We start from the raw sequence: 17,470 nt of genomic DNA on the forward strand, positions 1-17,470 counted from the left end.
TAGGGTCGGGGACGTGGAAGCCCCCCTCGCCCTCTACCGGAGGTACCGCCCCGACACCTTCTCCCAGGTGATCGGCCAGGACCACGTGACCGAGCCGCTGAGGGCTGCGCTGCGCAACAACCGCGTCAACCACGCCTACCTCTTCTCCGGTCCCCGTGGCTGCGGCAAGACGACGAGCGCGCGGATCCTCGCGCGGGCGCTCAACTGCGCCAAGGGCCCCACCGACGAGCCGTGCGGCGTGTGCGAGTCCTGCGTCGAGCTCGCGACCGGTGGCCCCGGCTCGGTCGACGTCATCGAGATCGACGCGGCCTCCCACGGCGGCGTCGACGACGCCCGTGACCTGCGCGAGCAGGCGACGTTCCAGCCGATGCGCGACCGCTACAAGGTCTACATCATCGACGAGGCCCACATGGTCTCCTCGCAGGGGTTCAACGCCCTGCTGAAGATCGTCGAGGAGCCCCCGGAGCACGTCCGGTTCATCTTCGCGACCACCGAGCCGGAGAAGGTCATCGGCACGGTCCGCTCGCGGACCCACCACTACCCGTTCCGGCTGATCCCGCCGAAGGTGCTCTCGTCCTACCTCGCCGAGCTGTGCGCCAAGGAAGGGGTCAAGGTCGACCCGGCCGCCCTCCCGCTGGTCGTCCGCGCCGGCGGCGGGTCCGCGCGGGACACCCTCTCGATCCTCGACCAGCTCATCGGCGGCGCCGGTGAGGACGGCGTCACCCACACGCTGGCCGCCGGGTTGCTCGGGTTCACCCCCGACGCGCTCCTCGACGAGGTCGTCGACGCCTTCGCCGCGGCGGACGCGGCCGGGGTGTTCGCGGTCGTCGACAAGGTCATCGAGACCGGGCAGAACCCGCGGCGGTTCACCGAGGACCTCCTCCAGCGGCTCCGCGACCTGGTGATCGTCTCGGCGGTCCCCGACGCCTCGGCGTCCGGGCTGGTCGACGTCCCGGAGGACCAGGCCGAGCGGCTGGTCGCCCAGGCCGCCCGCTTCGGCCGCTACGAGCTCTCCCGCGCCGCCGACCTCGTCGCCGAGGGGCTCACCGAGCTCAAGGGGACGACTGCGCCGCGGCTCCTCCTGGAGCTGCTCTGCGCCCGGATCCTGCTGCCCGCCGCCGAGGAGGGGCTGACCGCGCTGGGCACGCGCGTGGACCGGCTCGAGAAGGTCATGTCGCTGGCCGGGCCGGCGGCGGGGGCCGCGTCCGGCCCGTCCGCCCCCGCAGCGGCACCGCCCGCCGCACCGCCCGCGCCCCCGGCCGGCGACCCGCGTCCGCAGCACGCGCCGAAGGCCCAGCCACAGACCGGCCGCTACGGCGGCACCGCCGCGCCGGACGACACGTGGGGCGGGCAGCCGCCGGCCACCGCGCCGGCCGCGCCGCCGGCGTCGCAGCCGACCGCACGGGAGCGGACCGCGTCCCCGGCCACGGAGGAGCGGGCGCCCGCGGCACAGGCCCCGCCCCAGCCCCAAGCCCAGCCCCAAGCCCAGCCCCAAGCCGAGCCCCAAGCCGCTGCTCCGACCCAGTCGGCGACGCCTGCCGCCTCCACCCCGGCCCCAGCGGCCCCGGCGGCCCCATCGTCGCCGGGCCAGCTCGGGCTCGCCGACGTCCGGCGGCTCTGGCCGGAGGTCGTCGAGGCGGTGAAGACCCGGCGCCGGCTCACCTGGATCCACCTCAGCCAGCACGCCCAGGTGGTCGCGCTCGAGGGGCGCACCATCACCCTCGGGTTCAACAACGCCGGCGCGCGCGAGTCCTTCGTCAACGGGCGCAGCGACGCGCTGCTCCAGCAGGTGCTGATCGACCTGATCGGTCAGGACTGGAAGATCGACGCGATCGTCGACCCCTCCGCGCAGCCGGGTGTGGAGCCGCCCGTCACCGTGACGAGGCCGGCCGTGCAGCAGCCCGCGTCCGGTTCCGGCGGCGCGGAGCCCCCACCGTCCCCGCCGCCGTCACCGACCGAGGACGCCCACCGCGACGACCCGGACGCCGACGACGCCCTCGACACCGCCGGGTTGCTCAGCGAGCGGCTCGGCGCCCAGGTGATCGAGGAGATCCCCCACCAGTGAGCACCACCCCGACCCGTCGACACCGTGCGACGCCCGCCCCGACCGACAGGAAGACCAGATGACCGAGAACAACCCCTTCGGCAGCGGCGGCTTCGACATGCAGGCGCTCCTGCAGCAGGCCCAGGCCATGCAGCAGCAGGTCGTCGCGGCGCAGCAGGAGCTCGCCGAGTCCGAGGTCGACGGCACCGTCAACGACGGCCTGGTGACCGTGACCGTCAACGGCACCGGCGAGCTGGTCCGGGTCAAGATCCGTGCGAACTCCTTCGACCCCGCCGACACCGAGGACCTCGAGGACCTCATCGTGGCGGCCTACCGCGACGCCCGCGCGCGCTCCGACGAGATGGCCGCCGAGGCGTTCGGCCCGCTCGCCGGCGGGCTCGGCGCCCTCGGCGGTGACCTGGGCGGCGGTGCGGGTGGCGGTGCGGGTGGCGGTGCGGGTGGCGGCACGGGTGGCGGCCCGACCCCGGGTGGGGGCGCGCCCGGTGGCGCGCTCGGGTTCTGATGTACGAAGGCATCGTCCAGGACCTCATCGACGAGCTGGGGCGGTTGCCCGGTGTCGGCCCGAAGAGCGCCCAGCGGATCGCGTTCCACCTCCTCCAGGCCGACCCGACCGACGTACGCCGCCTCGCCGCGGTGCTCGTCGAGGTCAAGGAGAAGGTCAAGTTCTGCTCGGTGTGCGGCAACGTCGCCGAGGAGGAGACCTGCCGGATCTGCCGCGACCCCCGGCGCGACCCGGCGCAGCTGTGTGTGGTCGAGGAGCCCAAGGACGTCGTGGCCATCGAGCGCACCCGTGAGTTCAAGGGGCGCTACCACGTGCTCGGCGGGGCGATCTCGCCGATCGAAGGGGTCGGCCCCGACCAGCTGCGCATCAAGGAGCTGATGCAGCGGCTCGCCGACGGCACGGTCACCGAGGTGATCCTCGCGACCGACCCGAACCTGGAGGGGGAGGCCACTGCGACGTACCTCACGCGGTTCCTGGCCCCGCTCGGCGTGCGGGTCAGCCGGCTGGCGAGTGGACTTCCCGTGGGTGGGGACCTTGAGTATGCAGATGAGGTGACGCTCGGACGGGCGTTCGAAGGAAGGCGGTCGGTCAGTGGCTGACACGACGGAGCAGGCACGGGACATCAGCGGGCCGGCGGAGGTGGACGAGGAGTTCGCCCAGCAGATCGCCGACCAGGTCGAGTCGTTCCTCCTCGCGCTGCGGGCGATCGCGCGCGGCGAGGCGACCGGCGGGGAGGCCATCTCGCTGCTGCTCCTGGTGGTGAGCCAGGTGCTGCTCGCCGGTGGACGGCTCGGTGTCCAGGAGGACTTCCAGCCGCAGGAGGAGTACGAACCCGACCCCGGCCCGGACCCCGACCTCGACGAGATGCGCCACCGGCTGGCGGTCCTGCTCGGCGGTGTCGACGCCTACACCGAGGTGTTCGACCCCTACGTCGACCCGCCGGAGCTGGTCTCCAGCCTGGTCTCCGACGACCTGACCTCGATCGCGGCCTCGCTGGCCCACGGGCTGCGCCACTTCAAGGCCGGGCGCGTCGCCGAGGCGCTTTGGTGGTGGCAGTTCTCCTACGTCGCCTCGTGGGGCGGCGAGGCGAGCGCCACCTTGCGCGCGCTGCAGTCGGTGATCGCCCACGACCGGCTCGACTCGGAGTTCGAGAGCGAGCAGGAGGACGTCGAGGCGGCGGAGCAGATGCTCGGCGGCACCCCCGTCTGACCGGAAATCTTCCTGACGAGCGCCGCGCGCGCGGCTTCGAGAAGGAGATCTTCCTCTCCTCTGCGGTGTCCACGGGCGGATAACCGGTCGGACCGGCTGGTCCTGCACGGGTAGGATCGGCCCGTCCCCCCGACCCCCGAGCCCTGAGGAGAACCGTGGGCGTTGTCGTGCAGAAGTACGGAGGCTCCTCCGTCGCGGACGCCGAGGGTGTCAAGCGGGTGGCCCAGCGCATCGTCGACGCGAAGCGCGCCGGCAACGACGTCGTCGTGGTGGTCTCGGCGATGGGCGACACCACCGACGAGCTGATCGACCTCGCCGAGCAGGTGACCCCGCTGCCGCCGCCGCGCGAGCTCGACATGCTGCTCACCGCTGGTGAGCGGATCTCGATGGCGCTGCTCGCGATGGCGGTCGGCAACCTCGGCCACGAGGCCCGCTCGTTCACCGGGAGCCAGGCCGGCGTGATCACCGACAGCGTGCACGGCAAGGCGAAGATCATCGACGTGACGCCGGGGCGGATCCAGCGTGCGCTCGACGAGGGCGCGATCGCGATCGTCGCCGGCTTCCAGGGCGTCAGCCAGGACACCAAGGACATCACCACGCTCGGCCGCGGCGGCTCGGACACCACGGCCGTCGCGCTCGCCGCGGCGCTCGAGGCTGACGTCTGCGAGATCTACAGCGACGTCGACGGCGTCTTCACCGCCGACCCGCGGATCGTCCCGACCGCCCGCCGTCGCGACCGGATCTCCTACGAGGAGATGCTCGAGATGGCCGCGTGCGGCGCGAAGATCCTCCACCTCCGTTGCGTCGAGTACGCCCGGCGCTACCAGATCCCGATCCACGTGCGCTCCTCGTTCAGCAAGCTGACAGGCACCTGGATCGCCGAACCCGAGCAAGAGAGCGAAGACATGGAACAGGCCATCATCGCCGGCGTCGCCCATGACCGCAGCGAGGCCAAGATCACCGTGGTCGGGGTGCCGGACAAGGTGGGCGAGGCCGCCCGCATCTTCGAGGCGCTCGCGGAGACCGGGATCAACCTCGACATGATCGTGCAGAACGTCTCCGCGGCGGCGACGAACCTCACCGACATCTCGTTCACGCTCCCGCGTGCCGACGGGCAGACCGCGATGGCGACGCTGGCGAAGCTGAAGACCGTCGTCGGGTTCGACTCGCTGCTCTACGACGACCAGATCGGCAAGGTCTCGCTGATCGGCGCGGGCATGCGCTCCCACCCGGGCATCACCGCGAAGTTCTTCACCGCGCTCGCCTCGGCCGGCGTGAACATCGAGATGATCTCCACCTCCGAGATCCGGATCTCGGTGATCGTCGACGAGTCGCAGGTCAACGACGCGGTCGCGGCGGCGCACGCCGCCTTCGAGCTCGACGCCGACCAGGTCGAGGCCGTGGTCTACGGCGGGACGGGGCGGTGAGCGGCGTGGGCGTCAACATCGGGATCGTCGGCGCGACCGGTCAGGTCGGCGCCGTCATGCGCGACATCCTCCTCGAGCGGGACTTCCCGGTCGACCAGGTGCGGTTCTTCGCCTCGGCCCGCTCCGCCGGCACCGTCCTGCAGTGGGGCGACCGCGCGGTCGAGGTCGAGGACGCGGCGACCGCCGACCCCACGGGGCTCGACATCGCGCTGTTCTCCGCCGGCGCGACGACGTCACGCGCGCAGGCGCCGCGGTTCGCCGAGGCCGGCGTCACCGTGGTCGACAACTCCTCCGCCTGGCGGCTCGACCCCGATGTGCCGCTGGTGGTCAGCGAGGTGAACCCCGAGGCGATCCGCGAGGCCCGCAAGGGGATCATCGCCAACCCGAACTGCACGACGATGGCTGCGATGCCGGTCCTCAAGCCGCTCCACGACGAGGCCGGGCTGGTGCGGCTGGTGGCCAGCACCTACCAGGCCGTCTCCGGCAGCGGCGTCGCCGGCGTCTCCGAGCTCGCCGGCCAGCTGGCCGCGGTGGAGCAGCCCGGCCGGCTCGCGTTCGACGGGGCGGCGGTCGACTTCCCGGCCCCGAACAAGTACGTCGCGCCGATCGCGTTCAACGTGCTCCCGATGGCCGGGTCGGTCGTGGACGACGGCTCGTTCGAGACCGACGAGGAGCAGAAGCTCCGCAACGAGTCCCGCAAGATCCTCGGCATCCCCGACCTGCGGGTCTCTGGCACCTGCGTCCGGGTCCCCGTCTTCACCGGCCACTCCCTGTCGATCAACGCCGAGTTCGCCTCCGCCCTGCCGGCGAAGCGCGCCCTCGAGCTGCTCGCGGACGCGCCGGGTGTCGAGCTGGCGGACGTCCCGACCCCGCTGCAGGCCGCGGGGCGCGACCCGTCGTACGTCGGGCGGGTGCGGCAGGACCAGAGCGTCGAGGGGGAGCGCGGGCTGGCGCTCTTCCTCAGCAACGACAACCTCCGCAAGGGCGCGGCGCTCAACACCGTGCAGATCGCCGAGCTGGTGGCGGCCGCCCGCGGCTGACCCGGGAGCGGCCGTCGGGGTCAGCGGATGTCGTGCTGCTCCGACGGGTAGTCGTCGCTGTCGTCGGCGTACCTCGTGGTGATCCACCGGGCCGCGCCGAACGTCACCGCGGTGACCACCGGGATCGCGACGAACATCCAGCCGTCGTAGAGGTGGTCGACCAGCACCAGCAGGGCGACCACCACCATCAGCCCCACACCGAGGAGGCTGAGGTTGCCCGGTTCGGGCACGCCCAGGAGCTGGAGCAGGGCTGCGCCGAGGGCGATTTGCCCGACCACGATCGCGACCAGCACCAGGAGACCGGGGCCGCCGCAGGTCTGCGCGCCGGTGACCGCCTCGCACCCCTGCAGCCCGATCCAGGTGGCGACGCAGCCGAGGAGCCCGACGAGCGCGCCCACGACGACGGCCGCGGTGCTCGCGGCCATCGGGGGCACGGCGGTGGTGACCCGCTCGCCGAGCGGCGCCGACGGCTCTGCGGGCCGGGGCCGGCTCGCCCGGGCGGGCGGCTCGGTGGAGCCGACCGGGGTCGCCTCCGGCCCAGGGGCCGGCCGGTCTTCGAGCGGCGACTTCCGCACCTCCGCGAACCGTGACCGCCGAGCCGGCGCATCCTGCCGCTCCTCGGCCGCCGAGTCGGCGCGTCCTGCCGGCTCGGCCCAGTCCGTGGGAGCCTCGGGCCCTGCGGCCTCCGGCTCGGCCGTCTTCCGGCGGCGCCGGAAGAGCGACGGCAGCTCGAGCGTGGGGCCCTCGGTCCCGGGCTCGTCGTCGTCAGCCATGCCCAGCAGTCTGCCAGAGCCGGACCATCCCGGTCCGTACCGCGCGGCGCGGCTCAGCGGGCGGAGGGCTCGAGGAACGCAGCGGTGTCGTAGTACGTCGCGAACCGGTCGATCCTGCCGTCCCCGTCGAGGTGGAGCAGGGAGACCCCGCGGTAGGTGATCGAGCGTTCGGTGGTGAGCGAGCCCGACGACGACCACTCGAGCGTCGCGTGGTCCTCGCCCTCCGTGACGTGGCCGAACTCGGTGGTGACCTCGTCGAACTGGTCGCGGTAGCTCGTCCAGAAGCCGGCCGCGTCCTCGGGGTCGGCGAGCCCGGAGGCCTCGGGGCGCACCAGCTCGGCACCGTCGGCGAAGAGGGCGGCGAGCTCGTCCACGTCGCCTCCGGACTCGAAGGCGAGGAGCGCGTCGGCGAAGGTGCGGGCGGGGGTCTGGTCAGCCATGCGCGACCCGTGCCCGCTGGTGAGCCGGCGAAACGGGTCGGACATGACGGCACCCCCGAACCAGACGGTGCGGGGGTGCCGATCGGTCGGGCTGACAGGATTTGAACCTGCGGCCTCTTCGTCCCGAACGAAGCGCGCTACCAAACTGCGCCACAGCCCGTGGAGCCTGGGCGAGTCTAGCCGAGGGAGCGCGGCCGACCGAAATCGGGGCGGCTCACGCCGGGGAGCGCCGGGTCAGCCGGAGCAGCGTCGCCTCGGGGCGGCAGCAGAACCGGACCGCGGTGTACGGCGAGGTGCCCGCGCCGGCCGACACGTGGAGCCACGAAGAGCCCGGGTCACCGGGGGCCGAGGCCGCCGGGTGCCGGTGCAGCCCGCGGGCCCGGGCCGGCTCGAGGTCGCAGTTGGTGACGAGGGCGCCCTTGCCCGGCAGTCGGAGCTGGCCGCCGTGGGTGTGGCCGGCGATCACCGCGTCGTAGCCGTCGGCGGCGAACCGGTCCAGCACCCGGAGGTACGGCGCGTGGGTGACCGCCAGGCGGAGGTCGGCGTCGGGGTCGGCCGGGCCGGAGACCGAGCCGAGGTCGTCGTACCTCAGGTGCGGGTCGTCGACGCCGGCGAAGGCGATCCGCACGCCCTTGACGGTCGCGGCGGCGCGGGTGTTGGTCAGGTCGAGCCAGCCGCGCCCGGTGAGCCCGGCGACGAGGTCGTCGTACGGCAGCTTGGCCTGGTCGGTGGCCCGCCGGCCGTCGTCGGGGAGCAGGTAGCGCACCGGGTTCTTCAGCACCGGGGCGAAGTAGTCGTTCGACCCGAGCACGAAGGCGCCCGGGACGTCGAGCAGCCCGCCGAGGGAGTCCAGCAGCGGCTCGACCGCGTCCTGCGCGGCGAGGTTGTCGCCGGTGTCGATCACCAGGTCGGGCTCGAGCCCGGCGAGGGAGGCGAGCCACCGGCGCTTGCGGCCCTGGCGCGGGACCAGGTGGAGGTCGCTCAGGTGCAGGACCCGAAGCTCCGGCGCGCCCTCAGGGAGGACCGGCACCGTGACGTGACGGAGGGTGAACCAGCGAGCCTCGGCCCAGCCGTAGCCGAGCCCGGCCACCCCCGTCGCCCCCATGACGGCGCCGGCGCGGAGCAGCCCTCGAGCGGTGCTCCCGCGGCGTGTTCCCATTGCTCCAGGCTGCCACAATGCTGTGCATGGGTGACCTCAAGGACCGACTGCGCAGCGACCTCACCTCCGCGATGAAGGCCCGGGACGAGCTGCGCTCCTCGACGCTCCGGATGGTCCTCACCGCCGTGACGAACCTCGAGGTCTCGGGCAAGCAGGCCCGCGAGCTCAGCGACGACGACGTCCTCGGCGTGCTCACCTCCGAGGCGAAGAAGCGCCGTGAGGCGGCTCAGGCGTTCGAGGACGCCGGCCGGACCGACAGCGCCGCCAAGGAGCGGGCGGAGGCCGAGGTGATCGCGGAGTACCTCCCCGCCCAGCTGACCGGGGACGAGATCCGCGACCTGGTCACCGCGGCCGTCGAGGAGACCGGCGCTGCCGAGCTCGGCATGCGCGGGATGGGCAAGGTCATGGGCGTCCTGCAGCCCCGGCTGAAGGGGCGCGCCGACGGTGGCGCGGTCGCCGCGGAGGTGCGCCGCCAGCTCGGCTGAGTCGGCGGCGGGTCAGCCCTCGGACTCGCGGGGCGGCTTGCCGTTCGAGACGAGGATCTCCACCGGCGTGCCGGTGCCGAGGACCGCGCCGCCGGTCGGGGCGGTGTCGGCCACCGTCCCCTCGTCGTACGTCGACCTGGCGAACGAGCCGACCTCGGGCACGAGCCCCACCGACCGGATCCGCTCCGCGGCCTCCTCGGGGGAGAGTCCGCCGACCTCGGGGACGGTCACCGGCTGACCCGCGGAGAGGGCGCTGGTGTCGGGCTCGACGAAGTCGACGTCGGGGAGGAAGTCGTCGATGGCCTGCATCGCCTCGCCCCAGATCGGGCCGGCCTGGGTGGAGCCGAAGGCCCTCCCGATGTAGCGGCCGCCGACGGTCTGCCCGTTGAGCGTGACCCAGTGGCCGAGCGAGTTGGCGCCGGCGAGCATGGACGCGGTGGAGAGGTTCGGGGTGTAGCCGACGTACCAGACCGACATGTTGTCCTGGATGGTGCCGGTCTTGGCGGCCGAGTCCTGGCTCAGCCCCAGCCCCGCGCCGTAGCCGAACCCGCCGGGCTCCTGCACTCCCCGGAGCACCTCGTTGACGGCATCGGCGACCGCGGTCGACATCAGTCGGCGACACTCGTCGGGATACTCCGCGAGCACCTTGCCGGAGGAGCTGAGGATCCGGCTGACCGGCCGCGGGGCGCAGTACTCGCCGCGGGCGCCGAAGGTGGCGTAGGCGGCCGCCATGTCGAGCGGGTTGGTGCTGGTCACCCCGAGGGTGAACGGCCCGACGACGTCGTTCTCGGGGACGTCGATGCCCATCTGCCGGGCGATCGTCACCGGGTCGCAGAGCCCGGTGCGGGCCTCGAGCTGGGCGAAGAAGGTGTTCACCGACTCGCGGGTGCCGGTGATCAGGTTGTAGGTGCCGCTGCCGGTCGAGTTCCCGGGCGACCAGGTGTCGTTGCTGGCCAGGGTGCCGTCACAGGTCTGCAGCTCGCTGGGGGAGATGTCGACGGTCTGCGGCGAGTTGATCGACTCGGTCAGCGGGATTCCCTGCTTGAGGGCCGCGGCGAGCACGAACGCCTTGAACGTCGAGCCGGCCTGGAACCCGTTGGCGTCGCCGTACTCCGGAGGCACGACGTAGTTGAGGAACGTGCGGCCCTTGGAGCGGTCGGCGCCCATCGGGCGGGACTGGGCGAGCGCCTTGACGGCCCCCGTCCCGGGCTCGACCATCGCGAGGCCGCCGATCGCGTTGTCGGTCGGGTCGGTGTACTCGGCGAGGGCGTCGTCGGCTGCCCGCTGCATCCGGGGGTCGAGCGTGGTCTCGATGGTCAGCCCGCCGGTCTCGAGGAGTCGCTCGCGCTCGGCGCGGCTGTCGCCGAGGGCGGGGTCGAGCTTGAGGTACTCGCGGACGTAGTCGCAGAAGAACTCGCCGTTGACGCCGACGCAGCCGTTGGGCTGCGGGTCGACCTTGAGCCCGAGGCCGCGGCGGGACGCCTTGCGCGCCTCGCTGACCGAGATCACGTTGAGCTGGGCCATCCGGGCGAGGACGGTGTTGCGCCGCGCCTTCGCCTCGCCGGCGTTGTTGGTCGGGTCGAACGCGCTCGGGTTCTTCACGATGCCGGCGAGCAGGGCCGCCTCGTGGAGCTTCAGCTTGCGGGCCGGCTTGGAGAAGTAGTGGCGGGCCGCCGTCTCGATGCCGTAGGCGCCGTCGCCGAAGTAGCTGATGTTGAGGTAGCGCTCGAGGATCCAGTCCTTGCTGTACTCCTCCTCGAACGCGATCGCGTAGCGGAGCTCGCGGAACTTGCGCGCGTAGGTGTCCGCCGTCGCCTCGGCGAGCTCCTCCTTGGTCTTCGCCTGGTTGACCAGCGTCTGCTTCACCATCTGCTGGGTGATCGACGAGCCGCCCTGCACGACGTCGTCGTTCGCCTGGTTGGTCACGAAGGCCCGCAGCGTGCCCTTCAGGTCGAGCGCGCCGTGCTGGTAGAAGCGGTAGTCCTCGATCGCCACGATCGCCTTGCGCATGATCAGCGAGACCTTGTCGAGCGAGACGTTCTGGCGGTTCTGGTCGTACCACGTGGCCAGCACGCTGCCGTCGGAGGCGAGGACCCGGGTGCGCTGTGCCAGCGGCTCCGCGGTGAGCTCGCTCGGCAGGGCGTCCATCCCCTTGGCGACGTCGCGCGCGCCGAGGCCGGCGACGGCGGCGAACGGGATCGCGAGGCCGGCGACCAGGAGGCCCATCACGGCGGCCACGGCGACCATGACGCCGAGGTGGGACAGGACGGTCGCAGGGGACGTGCGGGGCATGACCTACAGCGTACGGGACCGCGCCCGGCTCCTCGGGGATCCGGAAGCGGCCGGAATTACATTATTGGCATTCGACGAAATGCGGGCGGGGCTCGAGGAAGGGCTAGCCCCATGTGACCAGGGACGGTCCCGAATCGCCCGTCCCAGGCACCTCACAAGTCACACCAGTGTCGTTTCTGGGCCGTTCCGTGTCCGATTCGTCCCGTTTGGTCCCCGTATGGATATTCGGGGTAGTCCGGAATGACTAAATGCATTTCCTCCCTCCGTACCTGTGCGCAAACGGTTGACCTCTTTACTGTTGGAGCCCTGGGAGAGCGACTCCTCAGCCTGTTTGGGAGAGCAGGAAGCTGAGATGGGAAACCACGAGATGACGTGGAACGAAGACTGGGCGACCCTTGCCCAGTGCAAGCAGTCACGCCCCGACGACCTGTTCGTGCGCGGCGCGGCGCAGAACCGGGCCAAGTCGATGTGCGCCGGATGCCCCGTGAAGACCGAGTGCCTCGCCGAGGCGCTCGACAACCGGATCGAGTGGGGCGTGTGGGGCGGCATGACCGAGCGTGAGCGGCGCGCGGTCCTGCGGAAGCGTCCGAACGTCACCTCGTGGCGTCGGCTGCTCGAGGCGGCCCAGGCCGAGGCGCTCGGCCGGCCGCAGGCGGCGCACTCCGCCTGACCCCCCACCAGGCGGTGGGGAAGCCGCCTGATGAGGAAACGACCTCCGCTTCGGGGCGGTTGCCGGTCGACCGGGCTTCGGGAGAGCTCAGCCGGCCAGCAGCCGCCCCACCTCGCGGAGCCCGTCGAGGTCGTGGACGTCGGTCGACAACGCCGGCACCACCACGGTCGGCACCCGTGGGTGGGCCGCCTGGAACCGCTGCTGCATCCGCTGCTCGCGGTCGACCCGGCGGGCCCGGTCGGCATGGAGCCGCAGCAACCCCGCCGTCGTACGGCTGCCGTCCTGGTCGCCGTCGCCGGACGCCGGCTCCAGCCGCTCGGCCGCCGCGACGGCCTGCTCGGCCGAGAGGCCGTCCAGCGCGGGGGTGGCCCGGTTGACGACGAGCCCGGCGAGCGGCATGCGGTCGGCGTCGAGCCGCTCCACGAAGTACGCCGCCTCGCGGAGCGCGTCCGCCTCGGGGGCCGCGACGACCAGGAACGCCGTCTCCTTGGTCTGCAGCAGCTCGTAGGTCTGCTGCGCACGGTTGCGGAACCCGCCGAAGAGGGTGTCGAACGCGGCCACGAACATCTGCAGGTCCTTGAGCACCTGGGCGCCGACGACCTTGGCCATCGTGTTCGTGACGACGCCGACCCCCGCGGTCATCAGCCGCGCGGGCCCCTTCGCCGGCGCGAGCACCAGCCGGATGAACCGGCCGTCGAGGAACCCCGACAGCCGCTCGGGGGCGTCGAGGAAGTCCAGCGCCGACCGGGCGGGCGGGGTGTCGACGACGATCAGGTCCCACCGGCCGCTCTTCCGGGCGTCCTGGCGGAGCTGGCCGAGCTTCTCCATCGCCATGTACTCCTGCGTGCCCGCGAACGAGCTCGACAGGGTCACGTAGAACGGGTTGCTCAGGATCGCCTGCGCCTTCTCGGGGCTCGCCTGCGCCTCGACCACCTCGTCGAAGGTGCGCTTCATGTCGAGCATCATCGCGTCGAGCGAGCCGCCGGCGGAGCCGACGACCCCGGGCACCGGCCGGGGCACGTTGTCGAGCCTCTCGATCCCCATCGATTGCGCGAGCCGGCGGGCCGGGTCGATGGTCAGCACCACGACCTTCCGCCCGCGCTCGGCGGCCCGCAACGCGAGGGCGGCCGAGGTGGTCGTCTTGCCGACGCCGCCGGAGCCGCAGCAGACGACCACGTGGGTGCTCGGGTCGTCGAGGAGGGCGTCGACGTCGAGGTGGGGGGAGGTGCCGAGCCGGGAGGCCAGCGGTCCGACGCGGGGTTTCGTCCGGGTGCTCATCGGCGTCACGCCATCCCTAGGTCGCGGAGGTCGGCGGCGAGCTCGTAGAGCCCGCCGAGGTCGATGCCGTCGGGCAGCCGGGTCAGCTCGTACGTCGGCACCTCGAGGGCCGCGATCCGCTCGCGCTGCTCGTCCTCCAGCCTCCGGCGCTCGGCGTGCGACCGGGCCTCCTCGAGCAGCCCCTCGAGGAGCTCGGGGGTGACGTCGACGCCGACCTTGGCGAGGTCCTCCTCGATCTGCGCACGGGGCAGCAGCCCGGCGATGGCGGCGTCGCGCGCCTCGTCGTCGAGCGCCTTGGGGCGGGTCAGGTTGACGACCACGCCGCCCACCCGCAGCCCGCTGGCCCGCAGCTCGGCGATGCCGTCCGCGGTCTCCTGGACGGGCATGTCCTCGAGGACCGTCACCAGGTGGACCGCGGTGCGCCGGGACTTGAGCAGCCCCATCACGCGCTCGGTCTGCCCCCGCACGGTCCCCACCCGTGCCAGGTCCCCGAACTCCCCGTTGACGTTGAGGAACTGGGCGATCCGGCCGGTCGGCGGGGCGTCGAGCACCACGGCGTCGTACCGGCGGGCCTTCTTGTTCCGCGAGTTCCGCTCGACGGCCTCGTAGACCTTGCCGGTCAGCAGCACGTCGCGCAGCCCTGGCGCGATCGTGGTGGCGAAGTCGATGACGCCGAACCGGTCGAGGGCGCGGCTGGTGCGGCCGCCGAGCCGGTAGTAGAGCTGGAGGTACTCCACCATCGCGGACTCGGCGTCGATCGCGAGCGCGTAGACGTCGCCGCCGTCCTCGTCGCCCTGGGCCGGCCCCTGGGCGATCCTCCGCTCCTCGTAGGGGAGCGGGGGCACGTCGAAGAGCTGGGCGATCCCCTGCCGGCCCTCGACCTCGCAGAGCAGGACCTTCTTGCCCTTCGAGGCCAGCGCCAGGGCCAGCGCGGCGGCGACCGTGGTCTTGCCGGTGCCGCCCTTGCCGGTGACCACGTGCAGCGCCACGCCCGGCCAGTCGGGCTTCCTGTCCTCGCTCACGACCTACAACGTAGCCGGGCCCCGGACCGCCGCGACGACCTCCGTCCACGCCCGCGTCCCGGGGGTCATCAGCGCGAAGTGGTCGACGTCCTCGAGGACCCGCAGCCCGACGTGCGGGAGCGCCTCGGTCCAGCGGCTGTTGCCGATCGGCACCTGCACGTCGGCGGTGCCGTGCAGGACCACGACCTCCGTGCCGGGGTCGGTCCCCAGCCGGGTCGCGGGGTCGGCGGCGGCGTACGCGTCCGGCACCTCGTCCGGGCTCCCGCCCAGCAGGTCCCGGACCGCGCCGTCGTCGAGGTCGCGCTCGAAGGCGTCGCGCAGGTCGCCGACCGGGGCGAGGGCGACGACCCGGTCCAGCGGCACCCCCTCGGCGGCCAGCCACAGCGCCAGGTGGCCGCCGGCCGAGTGGCCCACGGCGTACGTCGTTCCCGGGACCGGCAGCCCCAGGCCGGTCAGGAGCTCGGGGAGCATGCGGGCCGCGCGGCGGACGTCGTCACCGGTGGTCGGCCAGCCGCCCGCGCGGTCGCCGGTGGCGCCGGTGCGGCGGTACTCCGGGGTGGCGACGAGGAACCCCTCCCGGCGCAGCGCGTCGGCCGCGGGGCGGGTGTGGGTGCGGTCGTACTCGCTCCGCCAGAACCCGCCGTGCACCAGCAGGACCGTGCCCACCGGCTCCCCGGAGGGCAGGTGGAGGTCGATCAGGCCGTCGGGGTGGTCGGCGTAGCGGACGACGGCGTCGGGCAGCGGGTCGGTCCGTTCCAGGGGCGGGGTCACGGGGCCAGTCTCCCCTCGGGCCCTGTCGGCCGGTTGGCCTAGAGTCGCGCCATGACGAAGTGGGAGTACGTGACCGTGCCGGTGCTGGTCCACGCGACCAAGCAGATCCTCGACAACTGGGGGGAGGACGGCTGGGAGCTGGTGCAGGTCGTCCCGGGCATGAATCCGGAGAACCTGGTCGCCTACATGAAGCGGCCGAAGCAGTCATGAGCACCCCGGAGGAGCGGCTCGCCGCGCTGGGGCTCGAGGTGCCGGAGGTCGCGGCGCCGGTCGCCGCCTACGTGCCGGCGGTGCGCTCGGGCAGCTACGTGTACACCTCCGGGCAGCTGCCGTTCCGCGCCGGCGAGCTCATGGCCGCCGGCAAGGTCGGCGGTGCGGTCACCGCGGAGGAGGCGTTCGGCTGCGCGCAGCAGTGCGTGCTCAACGCCCTCGCCGCGATCCGCACCCAGGTGCCGCTCGAGCAGGTGCGCCAGGTCGTGAAGGTCACCGCGTACGTCGCGTCGGTCCCGGACTTCACCGGCCAGCCCGCCGTCGCCAACGGCGCCTCGGAGCTGCTCGGTGAAGTGTTCGGCGACGCCGGGCGCCACGCACGGGCCGCCGTCGGCGTGCCGGTGCTGCCGCTCGACGCCCCGGTCGAGGTGGAGATGATCGTGGAGGTCGGCTGAGTGGATCCGACGGTCCGCCAGCTCCCCGACCACCTCGTGGAGCAGGCCCGGGCGTTCGCCGACGGCACGCGGCAGCCGGTCGAGCCGAAGGACGCCAGCACGGTCGTGCTCGTCCGCGACGGTGACGGGCTCCCGGGAGGGCTCGAGCTCTACCTCCTCCGCCGCACGACCGGGATGGCCTTCGCCGGCGGGTTCTGCGTCTTCCCCGGTGGCGGCGTGGACCCCCGCGACTTCGACCACGACGTCGCGTGGGTCGGCCCATCGCCCGCGGAGTGGGCCGCGCTGCTCGACACCTCCGAGTCGCACGCGCGTGCGCTGGTCTGCGCCGCGGTCCGGGAGACCTTCGAGGAATCCGGCGTGCTGCTCGCGGGGCCGACCGCGGACACCGTCGTCGACGACACCACCGGTGAGGACTGGGAGACCGACCGGCGGCGGATGGAGGCCCGCGACCTGTCGCTGACCGACTTCCTCGACCGGCGTGGGCTGAGCCTGCGCACCGACCTGCTCGCCTGGTGGGGCTCATGGGTCACGCCGGTGTTCGAGCCGAGGCGCTACGACACCCGCTTCTTCGTGGCGCAGCTCCCCGCGGGCCAGGTGACCCGTGACGTCTCCACCGAGTCCGACCACGTGGTCTGGATGCCGGTCCGCGAGATCCTGGAGGCCGTCGACGCCGGGCGGCTGGCGATGCTGCCGCCGACGTACGCCACCTGCCTGGAGCTCTTCGAGTTCACCTCGACCACGGACGCGCTGGCCTCGGCCGACGGTCGCGACCGCAGCCCGATCCGGCCCGAGATGCAGGTCGACGAGGCCGGCGGCTACCTCGAGCTGCCCGAGCGGCTGGTCGCCCTCGGCGAGCGGGTCGCGGCGATGAAGGCCGCCGGCCGGTGAGCTGGGCCGGCGGCTCCTTCGGGCAGCGGGCGCAGTGCGTCCTGGCGCCGAACCCCGGGATCATGACGCTCGACGGCACCAACACCTGGGTGCTCCGCGAGCCGGGCGCGCGCCGGTCGGTCGTCGTCGACCCCGGGCCCCTGGACGAGGCGCACCTCGCCGCGGTGGCGTCGGTCGCGGGCGAAGTCGGGGTGGTGCTGCTGACCCACGGCCACGCCGACCACTCCGAGGGAGCGCGCAATTTCGCCGAACGGGTCGGCTGCGGCGTCCGGGCGCTCGACCCGACCCACCGCTACGGCGGCGAGGGGCTCCACGACGGTGACGTGGTCGCCGTCGACGGGCTCGAGGTGCACGTCGTCGGCACCCCCGGCCACACCGCCGACTCGCTGTCGTTCCTGCTCCCCGCCGAGGCCGCGGTGCTGACCGGTGACACGGTGCTCGGCCGCGGCACGACGGTCGTGGCGCACCCCGACGGCAAGCTCGGCGCCTACCTCGATTCCCTCCAGCGGCTCCACGCGCTGGCCGAGGCGCAGGAGGCCCAGGCCGTCTGGCCGGGCCACGGGCCGGTCATCGACGACGCGCTCGCGGTGCTCGACTTCTACCTCGCCCACCGGCAGGAGCGGCTCGAGCAGGTCCGCGAGGCGCTGCGCGTCCTGGGTGAGGAGGCGTCACCGCGGCAGGTCGTCGAGCACGTGTACGTCGACGTGGACCCGGTTCTCTGGGGAGCGGCGGAGCTGTCGGTCCGCGCCCAGCTGGAGCACCTCCGGGGCTGACGAATTCCCAT

General features: G+C 72.9%; 19 protein-coding genes and 1 tRNA gene. 12 read left to right on the top strand and 8 right to left on the bottom strand.

All coding sequences use genetic code 11. The annotated features are described in order from the left end of the window. The first annotated feature begins 13 nt into the window (after positions 1 to 13). The 6 genes from FIP57_RS12090 (at position 14) to FIP57_RS12115 (ending at position 6,243) form a co-directional block, all read left to right on the top strand. The gene (locus tag FIP57_RS12090) at positions 14 to 2,065 is read left to right on the top strand and encodes a DNA polymerase III subunit gamma and tau (protein ID WP_148573727.1); all 2,052 of its coding nucleotides are present in this window, start codon (positions 14 to 16) and stop codon (positions 2,063 to 2,065) included. 58 nt (positions 2,066 to 2,123) lie between these two features. Then, complete coding sequence (locus FIP57_RS12095; RefSeq protein WP_148573728.1) at positions 2,124 to 2,567, top strand: YbaB/EbfC family nucleoid-associated protein; 444 nt, start codon at positions 2,124 to 2,126, stop codon at positions 2,565 to 2,567. Next, positions 2,567 to 3,166, top strand: a complete 600-nt coding sequence (gene recR, locus FIP57_RS12100) for a recombination mediator RecR (RefSeq protein WP_148573729.1) — start codon at positions 2,567 to 2,569, stop codon at positions 3,164 to 3,166. The genes FIP57_RS12095 and recR overlap by 1 nt, the downstream gene beginning before the upstream one ends. Further along, entirely contained in the window at positions 3,159 to 3,776 is a 618-nt protein-coding gene (locus FIP57_RS12105; RefSeq protein WP_148573730.1) for a DUF5063 domain-containing protein, read from the top strand. The genes recR and FIP57_RS12105 overlap by 8 nt, the downstream gene beginning before the upstream one ends. Before the next feature lie 155 nt (positions 3,777 to 3,931). Continuing rightward, positions 3,932 to 5,203, top strand: a complete 1,272-nt coding sequence (locus FIP57_RS12110; RefSeq protein WP_148573731.1) for an aspartate kinase — start codon at positions 3,932 to 3,934, stop codon at positions 5,201 to 5,203. Positions 5,204 to 5,208: 5 nt separating this feature from the next. Continuing rightward, positions 5,209 to 6,243: an aspartate-semialdehyde dehydrogenase gene (locus FIP57_RS12115; protein WP_148574174.1), complete on the top strand. Its 1,035-nt coding sequence runs from the start codon at positions 5,209 to 5,211 to the stop codon at positions 6,241 to 6,243. Positions 6,244 to 6,263: 20 nt separating this feature from the next. On the opposite strand, the gene FIP57_RS12120 is transcribed toward FIP57_RS12115, so the two are convergent. From FIP57_RS12120 to FIP57_RS12135, 4 genes are all read right to left on the bottom strand, one after another. Further along, positions 6,264 to 7,016, bottom strand: coding sequence for a hypothetical protein (locus FIP57_RS12120; protein ID WP_148573732.1), 753 nt, complete (start codon positions 7,014 to 7,016; stop codon positions 6,264 to 6,266). Positions 7,017 to 7,069: 53 nt separating this feature from the next. Next, the gene (locus FIP57_RS12125) at positions 7,070 to 7,456 is read right to left on the bottom strand and encodes a nuclear transport factor 2 family protein (protein ID WP_162529787.1); all 387 of its coding nucleotides are present in this window, start codon (positions 7,454 to 7,456) and stop codon (positions 7,070 to 7,072) included. 86 nt (positions 7,457 to 7,542) lie between these two features. After that, positions 7,543 to 7,616, bottom strand: a tRNA-Pro gene (locus FIP57_RS12130). Positions 7,617 to 7,670: 54 nt separating this feature from the next. After that, on the bottom strand, positions 7,671 to 8,615 hold the full coding sequence (locus FIP57_RS12135; protein ID WP_148573734.1) for a metallophosphoesterase: 945 nt from the start codon (positions 8,613 to 8,615) through the stop codon (positions 7,671 to 7,673). Between the two features lie 26 nt (positions 8,616 to 8,641). Here FIP57_RS12135 and FIP57_RS12140 point away from each other — a divergent pair, with 26 nt between their 5' ends. Beyond that, entirely contained in the window at positions 8,642 to 9,100 is a 459-nt protein-coding gene (locus FIP57_RS12140) for a GatB/YqeY domain-containing protein (protein WP_148573735.1), read from the top strand. Between the two features lie 12 nt (positions 9,101 to 9,112). On the opposite strand, the gene FIP57_RS12145 is transcribed toward FIP57_RS12140, so the two are convergent. Continuing rightward, positions 9,113 to 11,392: a transglycosylase domain-containing protein gene (locus FIP57_RS12145; protein WP_148573736.1), complete on the bottom strand. Its 2,280-nt coding sequence runs from the start codon at positions 11,390 to 11,392 to the stop codon at positions 9,113 to 9,115. A gap of 367 nt (positions 11,393 to 11,759) precedes the next feature. On the opposite strand from FIP57_RS12145, the gene FIP57_RS12150 reads away from it, so the two are divergent. Next, entirely contained in the window at positions 11,760 to 12,062 is a 303-nt protein-coding gene (locus FIP57_RS12150) for a WhiB family transcriptional regulator (protein WP_148573737.1), read from the top strand. 87 nt (positions 12,063 to 12,149) lie between these two features. Here the strand turns inward: FIP57_RS12150 and bagB are convergent, their stop codons facing one another. From bagB to FIP57_RS12165, 3 genes are read right to left on the bottom strand one after another with little or no spacing between them, the layout of a single operon-like run. Then, positions 12,150 to 13,340: an ArsA family ATPase gene (gene bagB / locus FIP57_RS12155; protein WP_148573738.1), complete on the bottom strand. Its 1,191-nt coding sequence runs from the start codon at positions 13,338 to 13,340 to the stop codon at positions 12,150 to 12,152. A 5-nt stretch (positions 13,341 to 13,345) separates the two neighbouring features. Further along, the gene (gene bagA, locus FIP57_RS12160; RefSeq protein ID WP_238993419.1) at positions 13,346 to 14,362 is read right to left on the bottom strand and encodes an ATPase BagA; all 1,017 of its coding nucleotides are present in this window, start codon (positions 14,360 to 14,362) and stop codon (positions 13,346 to 13,348) included. A gap of 3 nt (positions 14,363 to 14,365) precedes the next feature. After that, positions 14,366 to 15,133, bottom strand: a complete 768-nt coding sequence (locus FIP57_RS12165) for an alpha/beta hydrolase (RefSeq protein WP_148573739.1) — start codon at positions 15,131 to 15,133, stop codon at positions 14,366 to 14,368. Positions 15,134 to 15,184: 51 nt separating this feature from the next. Between FIP57_RS12165 and FIP57_RS12170 the strand changes: the two genes are divergently transcribed. Genes FIP57_RS12170 through FIP57_RS12185 form a run of 4 tightly spaced genes read left to right on the top strand, consistent with a single transcriptional unit; the run spans position 15,185 to position 17,459 of the window. Beyond that, positions 15,185 to 15,343 (top strand): Sp36 family protein, encoded by a 159-nt coding sequence (locus tag FIP57_RS12170; protein WP_148573740.1) that lies wholly within the window; start codon positions 15,185 to 15,187, stop codon positions 15,341 to 15,343. Continuing rightward, entirely contained in the window at positions 15,340 to 15,798 is a 459-nt protein-coding gene (locus tag FIP57_RS12175; RefSeq protein WP_148573741.1) for a RidA family protein, read from the top strand. Before FIP57_RS12170 ends, FIP57_RS12175 begins: the two co-directional genes overlap by 4 nt. Further along, positions 15,799 to 16,686 carry an NUDIX hydrolase gene (locus FIP57_RS12180; RefSeq protein WP_162529788.1) on the top strand — a complete coding sequence of 296 codons (888 nt, stop codon included), beginning with the start codon at positions 15,799 to 15,801 and terminating at the stop codon, positions 16,684 to 16,686. It abuts the gene before it with no gap. Continuing rightward, complete coding sequence (locus FIP57_RS12185) at positions 16,683 to 17,459, top strand: MBL fold metallo-hydrolase (RefSeq protein ID WP_238993420.1); 777 nt, start codon at positions 16,683 to 16,685, stop codon at positions 17,457 to 17,459. Before FIP57_RS12180 ends, FIP57_RS12185 begins: the two co-directional genes overlap by 4 nt. Positions 17,460 to 17,470: the final 11 nt, after the last annotated feature.

Origin of the sequence: Nocardioides caldifontis, from assembly GCF_008087345.1 — a bacterium.
GTDB classification, from domain to species: Bacteria; Actinomycetota; Actinomycetes; order Propionibacteriales; family Nocardioidaceae; genus Marmoricola_A; species Marmoricola_A caldifontis.

Bases quoted from the DNA above. Each gene is read 5' to 3' on its own strand.
- FIP57_RS12095 (WP_148573728.1), top strand. From the start codon at position 2,124: ATGACCGAGAACAACCCCTTCGGCAGCGGCGGCTTCGACATGCAGGCG.
- recR (WP_148573729.1), top strand. From the start codon at position 2,567: ATGTACGAAGGCATCGTCCAGGACCTCATCGACGAGCTGGGGCGGTTG.
- FIP57_RS12120 (WP_148573732.1), bottom strand. From the start codon at position 7,016: ATGGCTGACGACGACGAGCCCGGGACCGAGGGCCCCACGCTCGAGCTG.
- FIP57_RS12125 (WP_162529787.1), bottom strand. From the start codon at position 7,456: ATGGCTGACCAGACCCCCGCCCGCACCTTCGCCGACGCGCTCCTCGCC.
- FIP57_RS12135 (WP_148573734.1), bottom strand. From the start codon at position 8,615: ATGGGAACACGCCGCGGGAGCACCGCTCGAGGGCTGCTCCGCGCCGGC.
- FIP57_RS12140 (WP_148573735.1), top strand. From the start codon at position 8,642: ATGGGTGACCTCAAGGACCGACTGCGCAGCGACCTCACCTCCGCGATG.
- FIP57_RS12145 (WP_148573736.1), bottom strand. From the start codon at position 11,392: ATGCCCCGCACGTCCCCTGCGACCGTCCTGTCCCACCTCGGCGTCATG.
- FIP57_RS12150 (WP_148573737.1), top strand. From the start codon at position 11,760: ATGACGTGGAACGAAGACTGGGCGACCCTTGCCCAGTGCAAGCAGTCA.
- bagB (WP_148573738.1), bottom strand. From the start codon at position 13,340: ATGAGCACCCGGACGAAACCCCGCGTCGGACCGCTGGCCTCCCGGCTC.
- FIP57_RS12170 (WP_148573740.1), top strand. From the start codon at position 15,185: ATGACGAAGTGGGAGTACGTGACCGTGCCGGTGCTGGTCCACGCGACC.
- FIP57_RS12175 (WP_148573741.1), top strand. From the start codon at position 15,340: ATGAGCACCCCGGAGGAGCGGCTCGCCGCGCTGGGGCTCGAGGTGCCG.